Source organism: Limosilactobacillus caviae (assembly GCF_014635905.1).
In the GTDB taxonomy this organism is placed as follows: Bacteria; Bacillota; Bacilli; order Lactobacillales; family Lactobacillaceae; genus Limosilactobacillus; species Limosilactobacillus caviae.
Window position 1 is genome coordinate 232,455 of sequence record NZ_BMDS01000001.1, and the last position, 20,902, is coordinate 253,356.

Genomic DNA, 20,902 nt, shown 5'->3' on the forward strand with positions numbered 1-20,902 from the left:
AAATTGAATTTGGGATAAGAAAATCAGCAACTCACCCGCCAATGTTAACCGCCCATTGAGAAAAGAACGTATTAGTGACCCAAAGTTAATACAATGCTAACTGAGGTGAGAGAAATGCTAATAACAACCAAAAATTTAACTAAGAAGTATGGTAACAAAATTGCTGTCAACCAGCTGGATTTAGCGATTCCCCAAGGAGCATTGGTTGCGTACTTAGGAACAAACGGCGCTGGCAAATCAACCACCATTAACATGCTGGTGGGCCTGCTAAAACCGACTGGAGGAATCATTTCCTACTCCAAGGGCTTAAAAATCGGCGTTGTTTTCCAGAATAGCGTACTGGATGATAACTTAACGATCAGCGAGAATTTACAAAGTCGGGCAGCAATGTACCAGGGCATTGACCAAAACTGGATTGAGAGCCTAGCAAAGATGATGGGGCTAACTAAGTTCCTTCACCAGCGGTACGGAACTCTGTCCGGTGGTCAGAAAAGACGGGTTGATATTGCGCGGGCACTATTAAACCATCCCAATTTACTGTTTCTAGACGAACCAACAACAGGTCTTGACATTCAAACGCGCAATGTCATTTGGCAGTTTTTGCGAAAACTGCAGCAAGAGCAGGGGCTGACGATTTTTCTGACTACCCACTACTTGGAAGAAGCCAGTAACGCAGAACTAATTTATATTTTGGAAGAAGGTAAAGTGCTGGCGACCGGTTCGGCAACACAGTTAAAACAACAATACGCACAGAATTTATTGCTGATGACATTCAAAGATGACACGGCTCCAGAGGGTGCCAAGTTGGTTGACCACCGGCGTTATGAAATTAACGGAATTGACCATGAACAAGCCCTGACGCTCCTCGACCATTACCGGAGCAGCTTGGAAAACTTTGAATACCGGCAGGGCGACCTAGATGACGCCTTTGTCAACATTACCGGAAAGGAGATTCAATAATGGTAGCTTTAATTTACCGTAATCTCAAACTATACTTTCGTAACCGCATGGGTGCCATGATGTCATTACTGGGAGCCCTGATTGCATTCTTTATTTATATTGGTTTCCTGAAAGAGAATTTAGTCCAAGAATGGCAAAGAGTCGCTAATGCAAACCAGGTCTTAGATGCCTGGATGATGGGTGGTATTTTAACAATTGCCGGGGTCACTACGGCCTTTGGCGCCTTAGGGCAGTTAGTAAGCGACCGGGAAGACAACCGCTATCAGGATTTTCGGATGACAGCACTGAAACAGTGGCAGCTTGCGATTAGTTATTTTATCAGTGCCTTTTTAATTAGTTTGATTATGCAATTGGTGTCTTTTATCATCATGGCAGTCTACTTTAAAGCGACTGATAACTTGACAATTAAATGGGAAGATGGCGGTAAGCTCTTGCTAGTTTCACTGCTAGGCACTCTTGTTGCAACCGTCTTTTGCCAGATTATTATCGAATTTATTCACAGCCAAGTTGTCTTTAACCGAATGTCGGCCTTGATTGGGACTGGGATCGGGTTTGCAATTGCCACTTACATACCCGTGGGCGCATTATCAGCGTTTGGCCGCCATTTGGTCAAGGCCTTTCCAAGTTCTTATATTGCCAGCAGCTTTCGCGAGCTTCTGGTTGGAAATCGAATTCCGGCAGTAGTTCGACCAGAGCTCAATGAATACTTAGGAATTAAGCTGACGGTGTTTAAGCATTCTTTGGGACTGTCACAAAACCTGCTGTTGGTCACAATCGTAAGTCTGCTTGGCCTTGGTTTGCTAATTATCGTTAATCATTTAAAATATAAGCAGCATTAACTTATTCAGGAGGTTTCCGTAAATTGAAAGTTCGGTTTCAAGAGGCGGACCTAGAGCCGGGAGAACTTACAGTAATTGTTGAGAGTTCTGCTAAAACGGCACGCGTTGACCACCTTCTTAATTATTTAAAAGCATTTGAGAGCAACTCAGCAAAGGAGCTGCCAATCAAGACGCCTGACCGCTTTATGATTATTAAAACAGCCGACTTAGTAATGGTCGAAGTCAACCAAAATGAGCTCTCATTTTATACTACCGCTCAAGTGATTAAGTCGGTGGGCAAATTGAAGGATATTCACGCCCGGCTAACAGCGCCTAACTTTATCCAAATTTCGCGCTTTGCCATCATCAATATGGATTATTTACAGGCAATCGAGAATGGCTTTTCGGGAACGTTAGTAGCCAGACTAGAGACGGGTGTCAGAACAACGGTTAGTAGACGGTACGTACCGGTAATTAAGCAATACTTAGGCTTGTAGTGGGGATTACAGATGAAGAGAATTTTAAAACGATTTTTAAAAGGGTTGGCGATTGGGTCAACCACGTACTTAGTGTTTTTAACCACTCACTTTCAACCGATGTTACCAACGACATTGAATACTATCAGCGTCATGGTTATCAGTGGAATAATTGGTGTGGCAACATTTATCTTTCAAACGGACTTAAACTATTTTGGGGCGTTAATCGTTCATTTTATAATTACGGTTCTCCTGGTGGCAGTTATGATTGTCGTCAATCACTGGGGAATCACTTTGCAGTCGTTGTGGTTAATCGTAATTGCCTACGTGGTTATTTGGATTGTTCTTCGGCTCCAGCAAGAGCGTGATGTTCGAGAGATTAACGCAAAATTGAATAAGCGGAAATAATGGTAAAGATGAGAACGATACGTAGACCCGAAATTCGCTGATAAGCTGATTTTAGGCCTTTGTCTTTTGATACGGAGCGAGCTTATTTAGGGTTGATTAAAACAGCTGAGTTAATTTTCAGACCCTTGCTTATACTGCCTAAATCCTCCATATTTTGGTTTGAAAATACCGAACTCTTGATTAGCAGTTACAAGTCAAAAAGGTTTACTAAACGAATAATAAAAAAGTAACTAAAATAGTTTGTTCGTAATTATCTTTTTATGCTATTATCGTAAATAGCATAAAGGAGGAATTAAACTTGAAGAACATTTATTTTAATCATGACGGTAACGTTGACGATTTGGTTTCCCTGTTGCTGCTATTGCGGGCACCAGACATTAAGTTGTTGGGGGTCGGCGTGATCGATGCAGACTGTTATGTTGACCCGGCCGTCATGGCGGCGCGCAAGATTATTGATCGCTTCAACCTGCGCGGTGACAAGCTGGAAGTTGCTAAGTCAGATTCACGTGCCCACCACCAGTTTCCGTCCAACTGGCGGCTGAGTTCCTTCTCGTTTAACGACCTGCCGATTTTGAATGAACCAGGAAAGGTAGAAACAAGGCAGGCGGCAAAACCAGCTCACCTGGACATGCTGGACAAGATTAAAGCGGCCGATTCTCCGGTTACCCTGGTCATGACGGGTCCCCTGACCGACCTAGCCCGGGCCTTGGAGATTGACCCGTCACTTCAGGACAACATTGATAAGCTGTACTGGATGGGTGGCAGCTTAGATGGTCATGGCAACGTCAATGAACCTGGTTTTGACGGGACCGCGGAATGGAATGCCTTTTGGGATCCCGAAGCGGTCAAGACGGTCTTTGATTCTGATTTAGATATTCAGATGGTCGGCTTGGAAAGTACCGAGGAGCTGCCATTAACGCCAGAATTGCGGCGCCACTTCGCAACCAATCGGCGTTACCCAGCGTTTGACCTGGTAGGGCAGGGCTACTCGCTAGTTTTAGCTGATGAAGCCGACTCGACCTACTACCTGTGGGACGTGCTGACGACCTTGTCGAGCTTATACCCTGAAATTGTTGAATCGACGGTAGAAAAGGCCGCGGTTGAAGTTAATGGACGCGGCGCTGGTCGGACATACAAAAGTGCTGAAGGTCGCGAACTGACATTGGTTACAAAGGCTGACCAGGAAAAATTCTACCGGCACTTCGATAAACTGTTGAAGAGTGCTCAGATGAAGTAGTGGTTGAACTGACTGAATTACGAAAATTAACTACTCCGCGTGTTATACATTAACTAACCTGTTTGTCAATGGAGCATTGATTTAAAGAAATGGTCTACTAATCAGCTTTTAAGAGCTAGTTTAGTAGACCACTTTTTGGTAATGAGAGGATTATGATAACAGCCAATCAATCACGCTAATTTATCATTTCTCCTCATAAAGACTAGCCACCTATTTTTATTACTTTTAAAGAGTTATAAAAAGTTATAAAATGAGGTGGGCGGTAATGATAAATAATCCATTTAACCCCAGCTTTGGGACTGTACCGAGTGTTTTTCTTGATCGCAATTCTCTTTCCCAGCGGATCATTACAGAATTAAATAGTGACAACTCGCCATTTCAGACATTATTGATTTATGGTCAACGGTGAGCAGGGAAGCAATATAATTACGAAAGAAACAATTGATCGAATCTTAGACCAGTATATTAGTGATCTTTTTCGGAATTTGTATTATAAGGTCTATCACGAAATGATAGAAAAGGAACGGCAATTTGTGCAAGCGGTGGTAAAAATTAGTCGTCCAAAAGTTAAAGCACAGGAAATTGGCCGTGAGATGGATAAGAAGCCCGGTTATATTTTTTTTATCGACGGAAATTAATTGATGACCAAATTATTATGCCAACAAGCTATGGCTATGTGCAGTTTATGTTGCCGTATTTTGACCGCTTTATTGAAGAACAAATAATGTTAGATGAATTTTAATTTTCTTATCATCTTGGGTAAATTGATAAAAACGGTCTAAATATAATTATGATATAATTATATTTGAGGTGAGCGTGATGAGATATAAACCAGTTAAAGCGCGAAAACAGGGGACTTCAATGACTTTAACAATTCCGGCGCAATTTAAGATCGGTGAAAATGCATTATTTGAACCTAAATTGTTAGATAACGGGACAATTCAGTATTCTCCAGTTGTGAGCGATGCTGATATTGAACATGATCGTAAAATGATTGAACAGTCCTTTAAGTCCGATCAATTACTCACTGAAGAAGACATGAAAAAGCGCTTTGGAAAGTATGGCTGGGGACAAGATGAAGATTAAATATACACCAAGCTTTGCCGATTCCCTAGAATGCGCGATTTTATATTGGCATGATGAATTAAAGTTGTCTGCCGTCAAGATTCATCAATTTACGTCACATATTGATAAGAAGATCAAATTAATTGGTGCTTATCCTAGAATAGGAACTGATGTCACTGAGCTGTATGGCTTTAAGAAACAGACTTACCGCATCTTAATTGGTCATAGCTATGGTATCTTTTACCGATTAGACCAGGCTAATGATCAGATTATTATTGGGGCAATTTTTAATACTGCAGAAATGAAAGTTAAATTTTAAAGTAAAAGCTTCAATTGGCATGTAAAATGTGTCAATTGAAGCTTTAATTCATTGTCCTTATATTAATTTTACAAAAATTGCTGAATTACCGAGTGAATAGTTTTAATTTCATTTGGCGTTAGTCGAGCAACAACTTTACCGTTAGATTGTTTTGCTGGATCAATTGTTCGCAAATGTTGAAGTAAAGCTGTTCCCTGAATATTGTCTTTCTCGATATTTAGGAAAAGTGGTGACTTAATGTATTTTTCTAAAGTAAGGTATTTTTTAGATGAACTAATCGGGACAATAATAATGGTGTTGAAATAGCGATTGTATTGATTATTACTAATGACAATGCAGGGACGTTTTTTCTTTGTTTCTGTACCTTTTGCTGGACTTAGGTTGATCCACACAATATCTCCTTGATTTAATTTCATTAGTCGAAATCGTCACTTTCTATATCCGTTCCCCAGTCAATCTCTGGCGTACTTAAATTACCGTACTCTTTTTCTTGCTCACTGACCATGGCCCATAGCTCAGCAGTGCCTTTTGTTACACTAACTTGTCCATTAGTATCAATGGTCCATTCAATGGAGTCAGATGGTTTTACCTTTAGAAAATTACGGACTGTTTTGGGAATCGTTACTTGATTTTTACTAGTAATTCGTAAATTAATTTGAACTGGTAATTCCATCATATCTCATCTCCTTACTATTGCCTTACAATTATACTTTTGAAATTCTGGTAAGGAAATAGTAAGGAATTTTATTTGTATTGGAGTATTATCTTGATTAATACTTTTGGTTGGTTTGGTTCGCAATAAGCCATATTGGCCCGTGTACTTCCATATTTGACCATGTTATAATAGACTGTAAATAAAAAGAGCCATGGTGCAACATGACTCTTTCGAGATTAATAAGTATTGTTGACAATGCCTAATCTCATTAAGTGATATGACATCAGACACCATCTAAGCCGTTAAACTTAAGGATGGTGTTTTTGTTTGGCCTATTTATGTAAATGAACGCTAGCCCAAACAAATATGCTAACTAAAATGACTAGGGTCACTAGGCTTGCATATTGGACTCCTTCTGGTAATCCGTGCATTGCTTGGAGCACATGTGCGAAACCATCAAAGGGAGTAAACCCCATACGGTGAAGACCTTTCATAGATGAACTCAATGACTACTAACAAAATTTAACTACTTCCATTGGCAGCACCTCTGTATCTTTTCAAACCAGAGATTAAGCACTGCCAACTTGTCTTACAATCCATTAAATATTATATCATGGTAATGCGCTTAAAGAGATTAGACCATAGAATAATCATGTATATAATATGCGAATTGATACTTGATAAAAAGAAACACAAAAATCTTAGAATTTATCCTAACTAAGAAGTTGACTATCATGGATAAGGCAACGATTATTATAAAGTTTGTAAACTTCACTGATAGATTAAATGCAGTTCTTATAGTAACAACTCAATTACCGAATTAAGATTTAATAGGGAGTGAAAAATAAGTGAAAATCAAAGAATTAACGACAATTAGTGATAATGAAATGAGGCAACTGATTGCTACCTGGGAAAGCTCGGTTACTGCAACCCATCAGTTTCTTAGTCCCAAGGAGATTGCTGATATTAAACAATATGTTTCGCAGGCTTTTCGTGGCGTTCAACACCTAATCGTTGCTCTTGAAAATGATCGAATTAAAGCATTGATGGGAATTAATGACACCAAACTTGAAATGCTATTCGTAGCGGCAAGTGAACGCGGTAAGGGAATTGGCAGTCAACTACTTCAATATGGAATGACCCAATATCATATTGACGAATTAGCAGTTAATGAACAGAATCCGAATGCTCGTGGCTTCTATGAACACATGGGCTTTAAGGTTGTTTCACGGTCACCACTTGATGATCAAGGGAATCCATACCCGATTTTAAAAATGAAACGAGGTTAGCAAAATAGGTAATATCAAAAAATGATCCATTAATCAATCAGCTGTTGAATAATGGATCGTTTATTAATCTCTTGTTAGTTTGAAATTACTTTTACACTTTTATAAAACTAGCGTTGAATGTAAAAGTAATTTCACATTCACAAAAAATAAGCCGCTATTTGCCATCATTACCGAGGAACATTATTTTTTAGGCCAAACGCTAACCACTTTTTTCGCCAATGGAGCAATCGTACTTCGTTGGCTTTTTAAATAGGTTACGTAAAAAGTCATTGTTGCTGAACTATCAGTTATTGGTAATGCAACAGTATCGGTTGTGTCATAAACATTATCCGGCTGAGTAATGTTCGTTGTAAAGAAGGGGAAATTAGTATATTTGGTTAATTCACTCAGGGCGTCATGTTCGGTTTGATAAAGAAACTTTGCGTTAGGAATATTACTCTGAATGATTTGCTTCCATGGACCAATTTCATTGAGGACGACAAAACTGAATCCAGCTAATTCTTTAAAAGTAACCTGTCGTTGATTAGCTAGGTACATGAACTGATCTAAGTTAACATAAAGGTGTTCCTGACCAAGATAACGGGATTCAATTAAATCAGTCTGGATTTCACAATTGGTAATAATTACTGAATATCGGTGGTTTAGTAGACACTTTTCAACACTATTCTGGTCAAGAAGTGCTTCATCGATATCAATGTTGGCGTTTAGTTTTGTCAGATTTTGCTCTAACACAATTAGCGGACCAGGCGCTACACTGGCGATTTTAAAAACTTGCTGGTTTTGTGCGTAGTTCTTAATTTCAGTAATAAATTGCTGGTTAGCTTGTAAAAGCTGGTTGGCTTTTTCAGCTGCAATTTTGCCAGTTTTGGTTAACGTAATTCGGTTGGGGTGGCGATCAAACAATTGAACACCCAATTCATCTTCTAATTTTTGCATCCCCCGCGTAACAGTTGGCTGAGTGACATTCAACTCGGCCGCTGTTTTCGCGAGGGTTTTATATTTGGCAAACGTGACAAGTTCTTCTAATAGGTAATTATCAATCATTAATAAGAACCACCTTCAAAAAATAAGATACTAATAAGTCTACTCTAACCATTAGTGCCTTAAAATTACTGTAATTAATGTCCACCAGCAAGGTTAGCAATAATCACGCCGACCACAATTAATGCAATTCCGAAAATTTGTAGTCCTGATGTCTGCTCGTGAAAAATAAAATAAGAAACTAAAGCAGCAAGGACAATCCCGGCACCACCCCATGTAGCATAAGCAATGTTCAGCTTGATTCCCTTAAGCGATAATGAAAGGAAGAAAAAACACAACCCATAAGAAACTAAAGTCCCAATTGAAAACCATAAATGAGTAAAACCATTGGAAAGTTTCATTAAGTTTGTTCCAAGCAATTCCATGATAATTGCAACCGCTAATTCAATATAATACATTTTGTTGCCTCCATTATTTCAGTAAAAGTATTATATCGGCGAAATTTTTTTAATTAAAGCCTTGAATAAATAAATCTTCTCGCGAGGTTGGGATTTTAACTATCTAGTTTTTTAGTATACGTAATGCGTATGCTTCTATACTAATCAAGTAATTTTCAATTTGTTTTTTGGCGCTTATGATATAGACAATCACAAAAACAAACGAAAGGAAGTTAATCTAATGTCAAATAATGTCCCAACAGTAAAGTTAAATAACGGTGTCGAAATGCCAACTCTTGGGTTTGGGGTTTTCCAAGTTCCTGATTTATCTCAAGCCGAACAAGCGGTTACGGATGCCATTGAAACTGGTTACCGCTTAATTGATACCGCGGCTGCTTACCAAAATGAAGAAGCGGTTGGTAAGGCAATTAAAAACAGTTCAGTTAACCGTGATGATATCTTTGTTACTTCTAAATTATGGGTTTCTGATTTTAACTACGAACGGGCTAAGAAGGGGATTGATACTTCTCTGCAAAAGCTTGGGTTAGACTACATGGACCTTTACCTGCTTCACCAGCCATACGGCGATACAATGGGCGCATGGCGAGCCTTAGAAGAAGCGCAAAAAGAAGGTAAGATTCGGGCAATCGGGGTTTCTAACTTCTACGCTGACCAGCTGCAAGACTTAATGCTGACAATGCCAGTTAAGCCAGCTATTAACCAAATCGAAGTTAACCCATGGTACCAAGAAGATGCCGAAGTTAAATTTGCGCAAAGTCAAGATGTCCGCGTTGAAGCCTGGGCACCATTTGCGGAGGGTAAACACAATATCTTTACTAATGAAACCATTGCGGAAATTGCTACAAAATACGGCAAGAGCAATGGTCAAGTAATCCTGCGCTGGCTCCTACGACGTGGAATCACAGTCATTCCTAAGTCTGTTCACCAGAACCGGATGGCCGAAAATATTAACGTTTTTGATTTTGAATTATCAGATGATGATATGAAGAAGATGGCTAGCCTTGATAAGGACGAAAGTCAATTCTTTGATCACCGTGATCCAGTGACGATTGAACAAATTTTTGGTTCCAGTTTGAAGCAAGTGCAAGATAGTGAAAAATAAGGAGGAGCTTAATTATGGCTAATATTCCAACATTTAAACTCAATGACGGTAATGAAATTCCTTCATTCGGTTTCGGAACTTTCCAAATCCCTGCTGATGGCACAACCTACCAAGCAGTTAAGGAGGCTTTAGCTGCTGGTTACCGGCATATTGATACTGCAACAGCCTACTTTAATGAACAGGAAGTTGGTAAGGCAATTAAGGATAGTGGCATTCCTCGTGATCAAATCTGGGTAACTTCTAAGCTTTGGCTTCAAGACTACGCTTATGAAGATGCCAAGAAGGCTATTGATCTTTCATTGAAGAAACTTGGCTTGGACTACATGGATATGTACTTGATTCACCAACCATACGGCAAGGTCGATGAAGCTTGGAAAGCACTTGAAGAAGCACAAAAGGCTGGTAAGATTCGTTCAATTGGCGTTTCTAACATGACACCAAAGATTTGGAATAAGTTTGTTCCTAACTTTGACGTAATGCCAGCAGTTAACCAAGTTGAATTTAACCCATACTTCCAACAAAAAGAATTGCGGCAAATCATGGCTAAGAATGGGGTTGCCCTTGAAGCTTGGGCACCACTAGGCCAAGGAAACGCAGATCTCTTTCACGAATCAGTCATTACCAAGATGGCGGAAAAGTATGGTAAGGACGCTGGTCAAATTATCCTCCGCTTTGAACATCAAGAAGGGGTAACGGTCTTTCCAAAGTCAGTTCATGAAGCCCGGATCAAGAGCAACATGGAAATCTTTGACTTTGAATTGAACTCCGCCGAAATGGATCAAATGCGCGCCTTAGACAAAGGCAAGGGGATGCACGATCCAGATGCACCGGGCGTTGAAGAAATGCTCAGTCAATACGATGTGCACGCTAATGATTAATTGAAGACAGAAAATAATGATGCAATATTAAAATTCTGGATGGGTGTATAAGTAAAATACCTATCCAGAATTTTTTTAGAAAAAAGGCTTGCCTTAAAGTCGACTATAAGGATTAGTATATAAACCGTTGAAAGGATATCAAAAATAATGAGGTGAAATAAAGCGGAAGAAACATTTACTTTGAACAACGGTGTTAAGATGGCAGAAATTGCCAAGGTTAACAAGAACCGTCGTTACTACTAAGATCAATTGAGGAGGAAATAAGAATTGAAATTAGCAATTTTAGCAGCTAATGGGCAAATCGCTCGAATCGTTGAAAACCGGATCTTGAATGAAGATCAATTTAAGGATGTTAAATTAACTTTAATGCTTCGTAACAGCAATCGTCTGAGTGATCTTGCTGATAATCCGCGAGTTACTATTATCGAAGGGGATTTAAACAATCCTGCTGATGTTGAAAAGGCAGTTAAGGGTCAAGATATGGTTTTTAACGCGGTGATTGACCATGATGATGCAGGTCATAACCGCCCAACTCACAACATCATTGATGCAATGAAGAAAGATGGTGTTAACCGGCTTATTTTGACCAACTTACTTGGAATTTATGATGAAGTCCCTGGCAAATTTGGTAAGTGGAACCGAGATACCTGCTTTGGCGGTACTGTAACTGATGACAATGCTGCTGTGATATCAGACAAACTCGCTGCTGAATCTGGCTTGGATTACACAACTCTTCGTTTACCATGGTTAAACGATCGTGATGAAGTCAAGTACACCATTACTCACAAAGATGATGAATTTGTTGGTGTATCTGGTTCTCGGCAAAGCATTGCTGATGTTGTCTTGAAGATCGTTGCTGATCCAACATTTGGTAGCAATGACAGTCTAGGAATTGCAGACCCTGATACTCAAGGAAGCAACCGACCGGTATATTAATTACTTATTTGTTAATCCCCACTCATAATAATTGACATTCATTAATACCTACAAAAAAACTATATCTAAGTTAGAGACTAGAAATTACTTCTGGTCTCTTTGATTTTATAAAGGAATTTGCTTGCCTTGTAGTCGACTCCAAGGTCTATACTATCCACAATCTAAAAATATTAATTTTTAAGGAGTGATTAGTTATGCGACTGCAGAATCGATGGATTATTTCCACCTTAATGGCAATACTTAGTAATGGTAATCGGTTTTGGACAAATTCAACGTGATATAGGTGCTGATATTGTGCGTCTCCAACGTGCCAAAGCTTATCCTAAGGGCTATGACAATTATGCACGGGTAGCTCGTGAACGGCGGAGAAATATCCACCCGGCAATCAAACGGAATATCCCTAACCTAAACCGCTATGACACAGTTTTAATCGGTTTTCCAACATGGTGGCAACAACCGCCAATGGTTAGCCAAGGCTGACGGAGCGACTATTAAGAATGGCTTCCGTTATGATAATAACAACGCACAGTTGCGACGATTTTTACAACGAAATGGACTTCTCCAGAACAATAACTAGAAAGTAGGGGTGACTAACAATATCAATCATAAGGAGGAAGTGAAATGGTAGTAAATCAATTAGTTGGACTTAGACCATTAGTGATAGACGGTAACAAAGTCGATCGAGCAGGTTACCAAATTGAACGGTGGCTAAAAAGCTTAAATTAAGCTCTTGCCTTAAAGTTAACTGCAAGGTTTATAGTTATGAGAGATTCAAATAAGGGGGGACAAAGTATTAATTGCGACTTACTCACGTTCTGGACGAACTCAGGGAGTTGCCGAAGAACTAGCCCAATTAGTTGACGCTGATATGTATAAGATTGAAGTAGCACCCGACACATTTGATCGCGACATGTATAAAACTGATGAAATTGCGATCGAACAGATTAAGAATAACCAATATCCCAAATTAGTGAGTGAAATTCCAAATGCTGATCAATATGATTTGATTCTTGTTGGTAGTCCTGTCTGGCAAGGTGCCCCTGCAACACCGGTTCATACTTTTCTTGAACAAATTAAAAATTATCCCGGTAAAGTAGCTTCATTTTACACTGATGCTGGAATGGCAGACGGCTATGAAGATACATTTAAGGAATGGGCAGGGAAGTTAAATGTCTTACCTGCTCATGAAGGATCGAACGATTTAGCAGCATGGATTAAAGAATTAAGTTAAAAGGAGCAATGCAATGAACATTCAACAAGTAGCGGAGAAACTGTCAATTTCTACCGATACAATTCGTCGTTGGGAACGTCTTGGTATGATTCCACCAATTACACGCGATCGTGATGGCTTGCGGACTTTTACTGATACGGATATTCGGTGGGTAGAATATGCTAAATTATTAAATATGATGAATGTTTCTCCTGATTTTCAAATCGAATATGTTAAGTTAGCAATGTTAGGTAAAAAAGCTATTCCTGCCCGTCAATCTTTACTTCAGGAGCAGTTAAACCAATTAAAGGAAGACCATCAATGCTTAACTGATTGCATTAATGAAATGGAAAAGATGGTTGAGAAAGAAGAAATTGCTTGATGTGTTAGAATTAAAGAAGGTACAGGAGGAATGTAGATGAATATCAAAGAAGTAAGTGAACGATTGGATATTCCAAAAGAAACCTTGCGATATTGGGAAAATAGCGGATTAATTCCAGAGGTTCCTCGTAACGCCAGTGGCTACCGTGATTATACGGAAAATGAGATTAAATGGGCGTTGTTTATTAAGGCAATGCGTAATGCGGGAATGTCAGTTGAATCATTGATTGACTTTGTTAGTTTATATCGTGAACATAGTGATAGTCGCGAGGCCCAAAAGTCACTGGTCAAGGAACAGTATGATGTTTTGCTGGCTAAGCGGAATGAACTTGATAAAACGCTAAATTACTTATCTTATAAGCTTGACCACTTTGAGGATCACGTGATGCCATTCTTAGATGAAGAAGAATACTATGAGTTGAAGAAGAAAAAGATGCTGGATGAATAATAAAAGCTTAGGATTACTGAAAAGTAGTTCTAAGCTTTTTTAGTTTGGAAATTTAAACTGTCCCAAACTGGCTGATTTTGGACAGTTTTCTTTAAACAAGTTATTTAGTTAAATAACGCAACCAAACCGCGCCGTCATCAAATGATTGAACAGCTTTGAGCTTTAAATCAATTGGTCGCTGATTCTCCGGGCGACCGTCAAATAAACTTGGTTGATTAACCCGTCCATCGGCACCTGGCCCAATGACAATACTGATTTCGTCAATCAGCCCGGCTTCAAGGAAACCACCATTGATTTTGCCACCGCCAACAATCGCCAGACGTTCGACACCAAATTTGTTCCGCAAGATTTCCATGGCTCGTGCGAGGTTAATTTGTTCTTTTCCGGTCGCAATCCAAGAGATTCCCTTATTATCAAGATCAGTTAAATAATCTGTTGATGCTTGTTCGCTAGTAATGATGAGGTGTGGCTTGGAACTGCCGTGATCATCACTCCAGCTAGTTCGTCCCTTGGTGTCCATCACAATTTCATAGGCGTCTGCAACCGTGTTTTGATGAAAGACTTCCTTACCGATCGGGGTAGCATTATTAGAAAGTAATTGACCGTTAGAAAGTTCAGTTTGCGCGGTTACCCGTCCACTAATTCGTGTTGGGGCGTTAAGTTCATTAAGTGTTGAATAGTAAGTGTTATTTCCTTGAAGTTGTGCAGTCATTCCACAGTCAATTCGGCCATCAACCGAAGTCATCATATGGCAAATAATATATGGCTTACTCATTTTTTCTTCCTCCTCGTTTCTGTACTATCTTAATTTTAAGAATTAATTTCGGCAATTGAAAAGCATGCTTAAAATACATACTAGATAAATTTTTGCTTGCCTTATAGTCGACTTCAAGGTTTATAGTAAGAATTGTTAAGTTGATACAATGCAAAAAAACATTAAAGGAGCGGATATAAATGAAAGCAGCCGTATTTGTGGAACCAGGAAAAGTTGAAATTCACGATGTTCCCAAGCCAATAATTGATGGTGATAACCAAGCGATCATTCGAGTAGTCCGTGCGAGTGTCTGTGGCTCTGATTTATGGTGGTATCGTGGAATTGCCAAACGGCAAGCAAATTCCTTAGTCGGCCATGAAGCCATCGGGGTGGTCGAAAGTGTCAGTGACGATGTTGACCAGATCAAGCCAGGTGACTTTGTAATCGTGCCGTTTACTCATGGTTGTGGTCACTGTGTTGCTTGCTTGAATGGTTTTGAAGGCAACTGTCTAAACCAGAAGCCAGGTACCAATGGTGGTTACCAAGCAGAATTTATGAAGTACGAACCAGCCAACTCTGGCTTAGTTAAAATTCCGGGTACTCCAGCAGATTATACTGATGACCAATTAGCATCCTTACAAACTCTTTCTGATGTTATGGCTACTGGCTTCCATGCCGCTAAGAGTGCCGAGGTAAAGGAAGGCGACACGGTTGCAGTTATTGGTGACGGTGCTGTTGGTCTGTGTGGTGTGATTGGTGCCAAGCTTTTGGGTGCTGAAAAGATTATTTTGCTTAGCCACCACGAGGATCGAGCAGCATTAGGTAGAGAATTCGGTGCAACCGATATTGTAGCGACAAAAGGAGATCAAACAGTGCAGGATGTCCTAGCATTAACCAAGGAAAATGCCGGTGCTGACGCTGTGCTGGAATGTGTCGGTGCCACTAGCGCGATTGACCAAGCTGGCCAGATTGCTTGTCCTGGTGCAGTCATTGGCCGGGTTGGCGTTCCGCAAACCGAACCAAAGTCCAACCAACTTTTCTGGAAGAACGTTGGTCTCCGCGGAGGAATTGCTTCCGTCACTACTTATGATCGTGCTATTCTTCTTGATGCTGTATTAAAAGGCAAAATTCATCCAGGAGAAGTCTTCACTAAGCGTTTTAGTCTTGATGAAATTCAACAAGCATATGAAGCGATGGACAAACGTGAAGCAATCAAGTCATTAATTATGGTCAGTGAATAATTTAATCGTCCATCTCAAGATAAGGAGTGTAGTGAATATGAGTACAATTTTCATTGTTGGTTCGTCATCTGGAATTGGTAAAGCAACAGCAAAATTATTTGCAGAAAAAGGGTGGACGGTGATTGCTACCATGCGTTCACCTGAAAAAGAAACCGAATTAACATCCTATCAAAATGTTTTTATTTATCCACTTGATGTAACGAAGCCTGAACAAATCTCAAAGACAGTTTCAACAGTTCTCGAAAAGCATGAAGTTGATGTCCTGTTCAATAATGCTGGCTATGGAATGAAGTCACGATTTGAGGATATGACCGAAGAAACCATGCAAAAGTCTTTAAACACTAACCTGCTGGGAATGATCCGTGTCACCCAAAAATTTATCCCGTATTTCAAAAAGAAGAAAAGTGGGCTAATTTTGACAACCACTTCCCTTGTTGGGGAAATGGGATTAGCTCTAGATGGTATTTATGCAGCAGATAAGTGGGCGGTGACTGGAGTATGTGAAATGCTCTACCATGAGTTAGCGCCTTTTGGCATTCAGGTAAAAATTATCGTCCCAGGAGTTGTGAAGACCGGTTTTAAGATGGAGGCATCTGCAATGCCGGGATTTGATCAGTTACTAAAAAATCAAACAGAAATGTTAATGCCAGATACAGATAATTTAGAATCGCCTGAGGAAGTAGCTCAAGATATCTATAAGGCTGTCACTGATAATGATCGTGATCGGATGTGTTATGTTACTGGTAAGATTACCAAAGAATTATATGAAAAACGCCAAGAACTTGGTGATGAAGCATTTCGTAAATATATTTAGGCACGACTAATGAAAAATTGCTAGTGTGTACGTTATGCGTATAACTTCATAGGCTGAATAAATAATTTATCTAGTCGTGAAGTTTTTTGTAGATCCAGTTGTTTATTTTATGAAAAGTAACTGAAAAATGACGATCCAGCATTAAAACTGTACCGTCATTTTTAATTCTCAAATTTTGCCCGATGCACTTTCTCAAAATGTTTCCCTGTATATATTTCCGTATCACTATGCTTAATCGCCCAATTAGAAATCGTATTAAGCACCGGAATCAGGCTTTTACCTTCAGCCGTCAATGAGTATTCGACCCGAATCGGCATCTCATTATATTGTCGACGCTCAATAATTCCTGCCTGCTGTAATTCATGGAGACTATCTGCTAAAGCAGCGTCTGAGATATTTTCCATTTGTGCTTTTAGTTCGCCGTAGCGCATTGAATTAACGTGACCAAGAATACAGAGAATCCGTGGCTTCCACTTGCCACCAAAGATATCTAATCCATAGTCAACAGTACAATAATATTCTTTTGGTATTTTACGTTGATACATACCTGACCTTCCTCAAAAATTATTTAGTAGCTCAATCGTTTTTGAATTCGTATTAATTTTGATTGTAAACGACTATTATCAAAATTGTAAATTAATTGATTTGAGGAGGAAATAAAATGGCAGTTAAAGCATATTTACAAGTAACAATGGTAATTCCGGAGAAGAATCGGGCAGCTGCAGCAAAGGTTTATACAGACTACCGTGAACCGTTCCTCAAGACTATCCCCGGTGCAGAAACCAAGGATCTTTTAATTCGAGATGAAGATGTCCAAGTCCTTCATGGCTTTGATAGTGTTGAACAAGCCAAGGCATACCTCGACAGTGAAATGTTTACCCAACATGTTTTTCCAGGGTTAAAGCCAACATGGTCAGCAGACCCCGAAGTACGGATTTATAGTGTAAATTAAATTGAATAGCGTTTCTTAATGGCATCGCATAATAGTGGTGCCATTTTTTTGTAAGCTAATTAAGCAATCTATTTATCTCGTGTAACACCGCTTGATCATCATTAGTTCCAATTATATGAGTAGCTGCTTTCTTGACGTTTGTCGGTGCGTTTTCCATGGCGTAACTTGTACCAGCGAGGTCAAACATCTCAAGATCATTTTCACCATCGCCAAAGACCACTAAATCGGTTGGTGAAATTTGCCAACGATTGAGTAACTTTTTTAACCCGTATGATTTATCCATTTCTGGAATGATTAAATCAATTGCGCCATTACCACTAGCAGTTGCACGGATAATTCCCGCAAATCTAGTGTTGATGTTATGTGCGATTGTCCGCATGTTTGCTGGCGGGACGACTAGGGCAAATTTAAAGATTTTGTCATTGAGGGACGAAAAATCTTTAACGACCTTGGTACGTGTATAGAAGCGATGAAGCCCCTGTTTGAATTTTTCAGGCATAGTATCTTTAACATAGGCAAATTGGCGGCCGCAAACAACGTAGTAAGTATCGGGAATCGCATCAATATAGGCGATAATGTCTTCAACATCATTCATCTTTAACTGACCACAGGCAATTTCTTCTCCTTGATCAACCGTTAAAACACCATTTTCAGCGACAAAGGCAATCTGATTAGCAATGTCTGGGAAAAGTGACCGAAGAAAGTAATATTGATCACCACTAGCAACAATAAACTTAACATTTCGTTGCTGCATTAGCTGAAAAGCAGTATTGAATAGCCGGTGGTCATACGTCCGGTTAGTTGTCAGAAATGTGCCGTCAATATCGGTAGCAATTGCACGAATCATAAAGCATCCTCCATATAAGCATTTTGAGTTTATTTTAAAATTAGCCCTGTAAAAAAAGCAAGGCAGTAAATGTTTGAAACTCAAAATTAGCGCGATATAATAATCAGAAATTAAAGCTAACTTTAAGTAGAGGAGGATTCTCATGCTAACGACAGAAAAAGTGTACTCAATTGGTGAAGTTTCAAAGATAACCGGACTTCCTAGTTCGACGATTCGTTACTATGATAGTCTGGAATTTTTACCTTATTTACAAAAAAGCTCTCGCGGAATCCGCAAGTTTACTCAAAGGGATATTGATACAATCCGGGTGATCGAATGTTTGAAAAAGACCGGTTTAACGCTTAAAGAAATTCAGGATTATACGCGACTAATTGCTCAGGGTGATGATTCAATTGTTGAACGTCAAAAATTATTTCACGCAATTCGGCGAAGATTTCTTAATAGAATGGAAGAAATGCAAAAGAACTTACAAATTTTAGACTTTAAATGTGCATATTATGACCAAGCAGTTAAAGATGGAACGGAAAAGAATGTTTTAGAGTCAATGCCGCTTATGGAAGTGTTTTCAAAAATCGAAAATGAAAATTAATTTTAGTGCTTGACTTAAAGTATACTTTAAGTCTTATACTAACCATATTCTTAAGAGATAAAATGATTAAGGAGAGATTTTATATGGCAAAGACCCTTGTTTTATACTACTCTGCAACAAACACGACTAAGAAAATTGCAGAAAAGGTTGCTCAAAAATTAGATGCCGATATTGCGGAAATTCATGCTGCTCAGCCATATACTGCCGCAGACCTCGATTGGCATGATTCAACTAGTCGGACGTCAATCGAACAGCACGATCACAATAGTCGAGTAGCTGTTAAAGAGGATTTTCCAGATATTTCAGGATACGATAATATCGTGATTGGACACCCGATCTGGTGGGCGATTCCACCCCGAATGATTGCTGATTTAATTGATAAGCTAGATCTCAATGGTAAGAACTTAGCACTTTTTGCCACTTCTGGCGGAACTAATTATGATCGTTCGCAAAGCTTTATTGAAAGGGCAATCAAAGAAAATAATTATGATACTAAGGTTAATCAAGGAGCCGTGTTAAATAATGCCGGTCAAATCGATTCATGGGTAGATAACCTTAGCTTGGCATAATTTAATAGCTACTGATTGGGAAGCTCTTCGGGTCAGTAGCTATATTTATAGTCTTACCATTCCTTTTAGTTATAGTTAACTATAAAATATAAGTCTTTAACATTCTTACCGTGAGTAGTTATGATGAATATAACAAATCAATAAGGCGAGGGATGTTAATGCAACACGCAGATCTTAAAGAGATAAAGGAGATTACTAAAACTGCTTTAAAAAACCAAGACCTTCTTCAACAATTGAATAGCAGTGCAGCTTCACAAAAAGAAATTCGGCAGGTGATTGGCAAGATTACTAGTCAGCAGATTGATGATTCGGTTGAAATAAGATTGCCAATTCGTAGTGACTACGGTGCTAATTTAAGAATTGGGAAAGGCGTCTTTATCAATAGTGGTGTAATGTTTACTGACCTTGGCGGGATTACATTAGCTGATAAAGTTTTAGTTGGTCCGAATGCAACGATTATTTCAGTAAATCACCCGTTAGACCCGCAGAAAAGGCACGAGGTTGAGATGAAGCCGGTGCTGATTGATGAAAATGTTTGGCTGGGTGCTAATTCAACGATTTTACCTGGTATAACAGTTGGTAAAAATGCTGTTGTTGCGGCAGGCGCGGTTGTGACGAAAGATGTTCCGGCTAATACAGTTGTGGCCGGCGTACCAGCAAAAATAATTAAGGAAATTGGAGAGAAATAATTAGTGATACTAGTGTAATCAGGGCGCAATATTGAATAATTTAAGACAAATTGATTCTTGGATTCAAAGCCTAAAAAAGCTACCGACCTAGGAATGTATTAGCTCAGTAGCCTTTTGATGTTAATTTGTAATACTACAATGCTTCTAATAGATCAATCTATCGTTTCTTATGATAGCGACCATAGAATAATTTTTTATGGGAATCAATATCAACAGCAACCAGCACTAAATCTTGATTGTCAATTTTGTAAATAATAACAATATCGTTTGTTTCAGTTGGTTGTTGTCCTTTAGGGGTATCGCGAAGATGAAATTCACGATAACCGGTATAATTTCCTTCAAGTTCATGATCGTGGAAATCGTTTGGAAGGGTATCACCATCTAGTAGGATAAAAATAGCTTCTTTTACTTCATCAATAATTGTTATATCGAGTTGTGCAAGATAAGTTAAGCTTCTTTCAAATGATTTTCGTGGTTTATATTGATACATCATTGTTTACTACGGTTATCCTTTGGTTTAAAACTATTCCAATAGTCGTCAGTTGGTTCAACGATTGGGTCATCGGGTAATACATGCATTTCTATTAGCTTATCTCTTGCGATTGCATAATTTAGCGAATCTTCCTTGGCATTAACTGCTTCAAGAAGAGTATTGAGTTGTTCTTGTGAGATAACAGCTGCAGCTCGTTGATTAGAACGTGCAATTAGCACTGTTTGATTTTCGTCATTTACTTGATCTAAGTAGTCTTTAATATGGTTACGAAAATCACTTTGAGTAGTAGCAATTGGCATTATAAGGACTCCCTTCGTATTCTTTACACTATAT

Annotated in this window: 33 protein-coding genes; 24 read left to right on the forward strand and 9 right to left on the reverse strand. The window is 39.1% G+C overall.

Annotated elements, in window-relative coordinates:
- Window positions 1-114: 114 nt before the first annotated feature.
- The 10 genes from IEU90_RS00795 (at window position 115) to IEU90_RS00835 (ending at window position 5,283) form a co-directional block, all read left to right on the forward strand.
- Entirely contained in the window at window positions 115-960 is an 846-nt protein-coding gene (locus IEU90_RS00795; RefSeq protein WP_153709376.1) for an ABC transporter ATP-binding protein, read from the forward strand.
- Window positions 960-1,799: an ABC transporter permease gene (locus tag IEU90_RS00800; protein ID WP_153709375.1), complete on the forward strand. Its 840-nt coding sequence runs from the start codon at window positions 960-962 to the stop codon at window positions 1,797-1,799. The genes IEU90_RS00795 and IEU90_RS00800 overlap by 1 nt, the downstream gene beginning before the upstream one ends.
- A 23-nt stretch (window positions 1,800-1,822) precedes the next feature.
- A complete protein-coding gene (locus IEU90_RS00805; RefSeq protein WP_153709374.1) occupies window positions 1,823-2,275 on the forward strand; it encodes a LytTR family DNA-binding domain-containing protein in 453 nt (150 codons plus the stop codon).
- A 12-nt stretch (window positions 2,276-2,287) separates the two neighbouring features.
- On the forward strand, window positions 2,288-2,662 hold the full coding sequence (locus tag IEU90_RS00810) for a DUF3021 domain-containing protein (protein WP_153709373.1): 375 nt from the start codon (window positions 2,288-2,290) through the stop codon (window positions 2,660-2,662).
- Between the two features lie 298 nt (window positions 2,663-2,960).
- The gene (locus tag IEU90_RS00815; RefSeq protein ID WP_188357596.1) at window positions 2,961-3,899 is read left to right on the forward strand and encodes a nucleoside hydrolase; all 939 of its coding nucleotides are present in this window, start codon (window positions 2,961-2,963) and stop codon (window positions 3,897-3,899) included.
- 265 nt (window positions 3,900-4,164) lie between these two features.
- Window positions 4,165-4,308, forward strand: coding sequence for a hypothetical protein (locus IEU90_RS00820; RefSeq protein ID WP_153709371.1), 144 nt, complete (start codon window positions 4,165-4,167; stop codon window positions 4,306-4,308).
- Entirely contained in the window at window positions 4,295-4,537 is a 243-nt protein-coding gene (locus IEU90_RS00825; RefSeq protein WP_229723511.1) for a hypothetical protein, read from the forward strand. Before IEU90_RS00820 ends, IEU90_RS00825 begins: the two co-directional genes overlap by 14 nt.
- A gap of 17 nt (window positions 4,538-4,554) precedes the next feature.
- Entirely contained in the window at window positions 4,555-4,641 is an 87-nt protein-coding gene (locus IEU90_RS11570; protein WP_488168357.1) for a hypothetical protein, read from the forward strand.
- A gap of 77 nt (window positions 4,642-4,718) precedes the next feature.
- Entirely contained in the window at window positions 4,719-4,985 is a 267-nt protein-coding gene (locus IEU90_RS00830; protein WP_153709370.1) for a toxin-antitoxin system, read from the forward strand.
- Complete coding sequence (locus tag IEU90_RS00835; protein WP_188357597.1) at window positions 4,975-5,283, forward strand: type II toxin-antitoxin system RelE/ParE family toxin; 309 nt, start codon at window positions 4,975-4,977, stop codon at window positions 5,281-5,283. Before IEU90_RS00830 ends, IEU90_RS00835 begins: the two co-directional genes overlap by 11 nt.
- Before the next feature lie 68 nt (window positions 5,284-5,351).
- Here IEU90_RS00835 and IEU90_RS00840 read toward each other — a convergent pair whose 3' ends face one another.
- Window positions 5,352-5,699 (reverse strand): type II toxin-antitoxin system PemK/MazF family toxin, encoded by a 348-nt coding sequence (locus IEU90_RS00840; protein WP_153709368.1) that lies wholly within the window; start codon window positions 5,697-5,699, stop codon window positions 5,352-5,354.
- A complete protein-coding gene (locus IEU90_RS00845) occupies window positions 5,699-5,959 on the reverse strand; it encodes a type II toxin-antitoxin system PrlF family antitoxin (protein WP_153709367.1) in 261 nt (86 codons plus the stop codon). Before IEU90_RS00845 ends, IEU90_RS00840 begins: the two co-directional genes overlap by 1 nt.
- A gap of 827 nt (window positions 5,960-6,786) precedes the next feature.
- Here IEU90_RS00845 and IEU90_RS00850 point away from each other — a divergent pair.
- On the forward strand, window positions 6,787-7,227 hold the full coding sequence (locus tag IEU90_RS00850; RefSeq protein ID WP_229723513.1) for a GNAT family N-acetyltransferase: 441 nt from the start codon (window positions 6,787-6,789) through the stop codon (window positions 7,225-7,227).
- Window positions 7,228-7,407: 180 nt separating this feature from the next.
- Here the strand turns inward: IEU90_RS00850 and IEU90_RS00855 are convergent, their stop codons facing one another.
- Together IEU90_RS00855 and IEU90_RS00860 are read right to left on the reverse strand one after the other, a co-directional pair.
- A complete protein-coding gene (locus IEU90_RS00855; RefSeq protein WP_153709366.1) occupies window positions 7,408-8,271 on the reverse strand; it encodes a LysR family transcriptional regulator in 864 nt (287 codons plus the stop codon).
- A 74-nt stretch (window positions 8,272-8,345) separates the two neighbouring features.
- Complete coding sequence (locus tag IEU90_RS00860; protein WP_153709365.1) at window positions 8,346-8,666, reverse strand: DMT family transporter; 321 nt, start codon at window positions 8,664-8,666, stop codon at window positions 8,346-8,348.
- 220 nt (window positions 8,667-8,886) lie between these two features.
- Between IEU90_RS00860 and IEU90_RS00865 the strand changes: the two genes are divergently transcribed.
- From IEU90_RS00865 to IEU90_RS00895, 7 genes are all read left to right on the forward strand, one after another.
- On the forward strand, window positions 8,887-9,768 hold the full coding sequence (locus tag IEU90_RS00865) for an aldo/keto reductase (protein WP_188357598.1): 882 nt from the start codon (window positions 8,887-8,889) through the stop codon (window positions 9,766-9,768).
- 14 nt (window positions 9,769-9,782) lie between these two features.
- Window positions 9,783-10,646 (forward strand): aldo/keto reductase, encoded by an 864-nt coding sequence (locus IEU90_RS00870; RefSeq protein ID WP_153709363.1) that lies wholly within the window; start codon window positions 9,783-9,785, stop codon window positions 10,644-10,646.
- A gap of 267 nt (window positions 10,647-10,913) precedes the next feature.
- Window positions 10,914-11,582 carry an NAD(P)H-binding protein gene (locus IEU90_RS00875; protein ID WP_153709362.1) on the forward strand — a complete coding sequence of 223 codons (669 nt, stop codon included), beginning with the start codon at window positions 10,914-10,916 and terminating at the stop codon, window positions 11,580-11,582.
- Between the two features lie 246 nt (window positions 11,583-11,828).
- Entirely contained in the window at window positions 11,829-12,062 is a 234-nt protein-coding gene (locus IEU90_RS00880; protein ID WP_188357599.1) for a flavodoxin, read from the forward strand.
- A 316-nt stretch (window positions 12,063-12,378) separates the two neighbouring features.
- Window positions 12,379-12,813: a flavodoxin family protein gene (locus IEU90_RS00885; protein ID WP_229723559.1), complete on the forward strand. Its 435-nt coding sequence runs from the start codon at window positions 12,379-12,381 to the stop codon at window positions 12,811-12,813.
- 13 nt (window positions 12,814-12,826) lie between these two features.
- Window positions 12,827-13,174, forward strand: coding sequence for a MerR family transcriptional regulator (locus IEU90_RS00890; RefSeq protein WP_153709360.1), 348 nt, complete (start codon window positions 12,827-12,829; stop codon window positions 13,172-13,174).
- A gap of 36 nt (window positions 13,175-13,210) precedes the next feature.
- The gene (locus tag IEU90_RS00895; RefSeq protein ID WP_153709359.1) at window positions 13,211-13,621 is read left to right on the forward strand and encodes a MerR family transcriptional regulator; all 411 of its coding nucleotides are present in this window, start codon (window positions 13,211-13,213) and stop codon (window positions 13,619-13,621) included.
- A 100-nt stretch (window positions 13,622-13,721) separates the two neighbouring features.
- On the opposite strand, the gene IEU90_RS00900 is transcribed toward IEU90_RS00895, so the two are convergent.
- The gene (locus IEU90_RS00900; RefSeq protein WP_153709358.1) at window positions 13,722-14,396 is read right to left on the reverse strand and encodes a dihydrofolate reductase family protein; all 675 of its coding nucleotides are present in this window, start codon (window positions 14,394-14,396) and stop codon (window positions 13,722-13,724) included.
- 179 nt (window positions 14,397-14,575) lie between these two features.
- Between IEU90_RS00900 and IEU90_RS00905 the strand changes: the two genes are divergently transcribed.
- Together IEU90_RS00905 and IEU90_RS00910 are read left to right on the forward strand one after the other, a co-directional pair.
- A complete protein-coding gene (locus tag IEU90_RS00905; protein ID WP_153709357.1) occupies window positions 14,576-15,616 on the forward strand; it encodes an alcohol dehydrogenase catalytic domain-containing protein in 1,041 nt (346 codons plus the stop codon).
- A gap of 37 nt (window positions 15,617-15,653) precedes the next feature.
- Window positions 15,654-16,430 carry an SDR family oxidoreductase gene (locus IEU90_RS00910; protein ID WP_188357600.1) on the forward strand — a complete coding sequence of 259 codons (777 nt, stop codon included), beginning with the start codon at window positions 15,654-15,656 and terminating at the stop codon, window positions 16,428-16,430.
- A gap of 161 nt (window positions 16,431-16,591) precedes the next feature.
- On the opposite strand, the gene IEU90_RS00915 is transcribed toward IEU90_RS00910, so the two are convergent.
- The gene (locus tag IEU90_RS00915; RefSeq protein ID WP_153709355.1) at window positions 16,592-16,975 is read right to left on the reverse strand and encodes a winged helix-turn-helix transcriptional regulator; all 384 of its coding nucleotides are present in this window, start codon (window positions 16,973-16,975) and stop codon (window positions 16,592-16,594) included.
- Between the two features lie 116 nt (window positions 16,976-17,091).
- On the opposite strand from IEU90_RS00915, the gene IEU90_RS00920 reads away from it, so the two are divergent.
- Complete coding sequence (locus tag IEU90_RS00920) at window positions 17,092-17,382, forward strand: hypothetical protein (protein WP_153709354.1); 291 nt, start codon at window positions 17,092-17,094, stop codon at window positions 17,380-17,382.
- Window positions 17,383-17,437: 55 nt separating this feature from the next.
- Here IEU90_RS00920 and IEU90_RS00925 read toward each other — a convergent pair whose 3' ends face one another.
- Window positions 17,438-18,229: a Cof-type HAD-IIB family hydrolase gene (locus IEU90_RS00925; protein ID WP_153709353.1), complete on the reverse strand. Its 792-nt coding sequence runs from the start codon at window positions 18,227-18,229 to the stop codon at window positions 17,438-17,440.
- A 142-nt stretch (window positions 18,230-18,371) separates the two neighbouring features.
- Here IEU90_RS00925 and IEU90_RS00930 point away from each other — a divergent pair, with 142 nt between their 5' ends.
- The 3 genes from IEU90_RS00930 (at window position 18,372) to IEU90_RS00940 (ending at window position 20,076) form a co-directional block, all read left to right on the forward strand.
- The gene (locus tag IEU90_RS00930; protein ID WP_153709352.1) at window positions 18,372-18,818 is read left to right on the forward strand and encodes a MerR family transcriptional regulator; all 447 of its coding nucleotides are present in this window, start codon (window positions 18,372-18,374) and stop codon (window positions 18,816-18,818) included.
- An 83-nt stretch (window positions 18,819-18,901) separates the two neighbouring features.
- Complete coding sequence (locus IEU90_RS00935) at window positions 18,902-19,387, forward strand: flavodoxin (RefSeq protein WP_153709351.1); 486 nt, start codon at window positions 18,902-18,904, stop codon at window positions 19,385-19,387.
- Window positions 19,388-19,539: 152 nt separating this feature from the next.
- Window positions 19,540-20,076, forward strand: a complete 537-nt coding sequence (locus IEU90_RS00940) for a DapH/DapD/GlmU-related protein (RefSeq protein ID WP_188357601.1) — start codon at window positions 19,540-19,542, stop codon at window positions 20,074-20,076.
- Between the two features lie 157 nt (window positions 20,077-20,233).
- Here IEU90_RS00940 and IEU90_RS00945 read toward each other — a convergent pair whose 3' ends face one another.
- Together IEU90_RS00945 and IEU90_RS00950 are read right to left on the reverse strand one after the other, a co-directional pair.
- Entirely contained in the window at window positions 20,234-20,569 is a 336-nt protein-coding gene (locus IEU90_RS00945) for a type II toxin-antitoxin system YafQ family toxin (protein ID WP_153709349.1), read from the reverse strand.
- Window positions 20,566-20,868: a type II toxin-antitoxin system Phd/YefM family antitoxin gene (locus IEU90_RS00950; RefSeq protein WP_153709348.1), complete on the reverse strand. Its 303-nt coding sequence runs from the start codon at window positions 20,866-20,868 to the stop codon at window positions 20,566-20,568. Before IEU90_RS00950 ends, IEU90_RS00945 begins: the two co-directional genes overlap by 4 nt.
- Window positions 20,869-20,902: the final 34 nt, after the last annotated feature.

Bases quoted from the DNA above. Each gene is read 5' to 3' on its own strand.
- IEU90_RS00795 (WP_153709376.1), top strand. From the start codon at position 115: ATGCTAATAACAACCAAAAATTTAACTAAGAAGTATGGTAACAAAATT.
- IEU90_RS00800 (WP_153709375.1), top strand. From the start codon at position 960: ATGGTAGCTTTAATTTACCGTAATCTCAAACTATACTTTCGTAACCGC.
- IEU90_RS00810 (WP_153709373.1), top strand. From the start codon at position 2,288: ATGAAGAGAATTTTAAAACGATTTTTAAAAGGGTTGGCGATTGGGTCA.
- IEU90_RS00820 (WP_153709371.1), top strand. From the start codon at position 4,165: ATGATAAATAATCCATTTAACCCCAGCTTTGGGACTGTACCGAGTGTT.
- IEU90_RS00825 (WP_229723511.1), top strand. From the start codon at position 4,295: ATGGTCAACGGTGAGCAGGGAAGCAATATAATTACGAAAGAAACAATT.
- IEU90_RS11570 (WP_488168357.1), top strand. From the start codon at position 4,555: ATGCCAACAAGCTATGGCTATGTGCAGTTTATGTTGCCGTATTTTGAC.
- IEU90_RS00830 (WP_153709370.1), top strand. From the start codon at position 4,719: ATGAGATATAAACCAGTTAAAGCGCGAAAACAGGGGACTTCAATGACT.
- IEU90_RS00835 (WP_188357597.1), top strand. From the start codon at position 4,975: ATGAAGATTAAATATACACCAAGCTTTGCCGATTCCCTAGAATGCGCG.
- IEU90_RS00840 (WP_153709368.1), bottom strand. From the start codon at position 5,699: ATGAAATTAAATCAAGGAGATATTGTGTGGATCAACCTAAGTCCAGCA.
- IEU90_RS00845 (WP_153709367.1), bottom strand. From the start codon at position 5,959: ATGATGGAATTACCAGTTCAAATTAATTTACGAATTACTAGTAAAAAT.
- IEU90_RS00855 (WP_153709366.1), bottom strand. From the start codon at position 8,271: ATGATTGATAATTACCTATTAGAAGAACTTGTCACGTTTGCCAAATAT.
- IEU90_RS00860 (WP_153709365.1), bottom strand. From the start codon at position 8,666: ATGTATTATATTGAATTAGCGGTTGCAATTATCATGGAATTGCTTGGA.
- IEU90_RS00865 (WP_188357598.1), top strand. From the start codon at position 8,887: ATGTCAAATAATGTCCCAACAGTAAAGTTAAATAACGGTGTCGAAATG.
- IEU90_RS00870 (WP_153709363.1), top strand. From the start codon at position 9,783: ATGGCTAATATTCCAACATTTAAACTCAATGACGGTAATGAAATTCCT.
- IEU90_RS00880 (WP_188357599.1), top strand. From the start codon at position 11,829: ATGGTAATCGGTTTTGGACAAATTCAACGTGATATAGGTGCTGATATT.
- IEU90_RS00890 (WP_153709360.1), top strand. From the start codon at position 12,827: ATGAACATTCAACAAGTAGCGGAGAAACTGTCAATTTCTACCGATACA.
- IEU90_RS00895 (WP_153709359.1), top strand. From the start codon at position 13,211: ATGAATATCAAAGAAGTAAGTGAACGATTGGATATTCCAAAAGAAACC.
- IEU90_RS00900 (WP_153709358.1), bottom strand. From the start codon at position 14,396: ATGAGTAAGCCATATATTATTTGCCATATGATGACTTCGGTTGATGGC.
- IEU90_RS00905 (WP_153709357.1), top strand. From the start codon at position 14,576: ATGAAAGCAGCCGTATTTGTGGAACCAGGAAAAGTTGAAATTCACGAT.
- IEU90_RS00910 (WP_188357600.1), top strand. From the start codon at position 15,654: ATGAGTACAATTTTCATTGTTGGTTCGTCATCTGGAATTGGTAAAGCA.
- IEU90_RS00915 (WP_153709355.1), bottom strand. From the start codon at position 16,975: ATGTATCAACGTAAAATACCAAAAGAATATTATTGTACTGTTGACTAT.
- IEU90_RS00920 (WP_153709354.1), top strand. From the start codon at position 17,092: ATGGCAGTTAAAGCATATTTACAAGTAACAATGGTAATTCCGGAGAAG.
- IEU90_RS00925 (WP_153709353.1), bottom strand. From the start codon at position 18,229: ATGATTCGTGCAATTGCTACCGATATTGACGGCACATTTCTGACAACT.
- IEU90_RS00930 (WP_153709352.1), top strand. From the start codon at position 18,372: ATGCTAACGACAGAAAAAGTGTACTCAATTGGTGAAGTTTCAAAGATA.
- IEU90_RS00935 (WP_153709351.1), top strand. From the start codon at position 18,902: ATGGCAAAGACCCTTGTTTTATACTACTCTGCAACAAACACGACTAAG.
- IEU90_RS00940 (WP_188357601.1), top strand. From the start codon at position 19,540: ATGTTAATGCAACACGCAGATCTTAAAGAGATAAAGGAGATTACTAAA.
- IEU90_RS00945 (WP_153709349.1), bottom strand. From the start codon at position 20,569: ATGATGTATCAATATAAACCACGAAAATCATTTGAAAGAAGCTTAACT.
- IEU90_RS00950 (WP_153709348.1), bottom strand. From the start codon at position 20,868: ATGCCAATTGCTACTACTCAAAGTGATTTTCGTAACCATATTAAAGAC.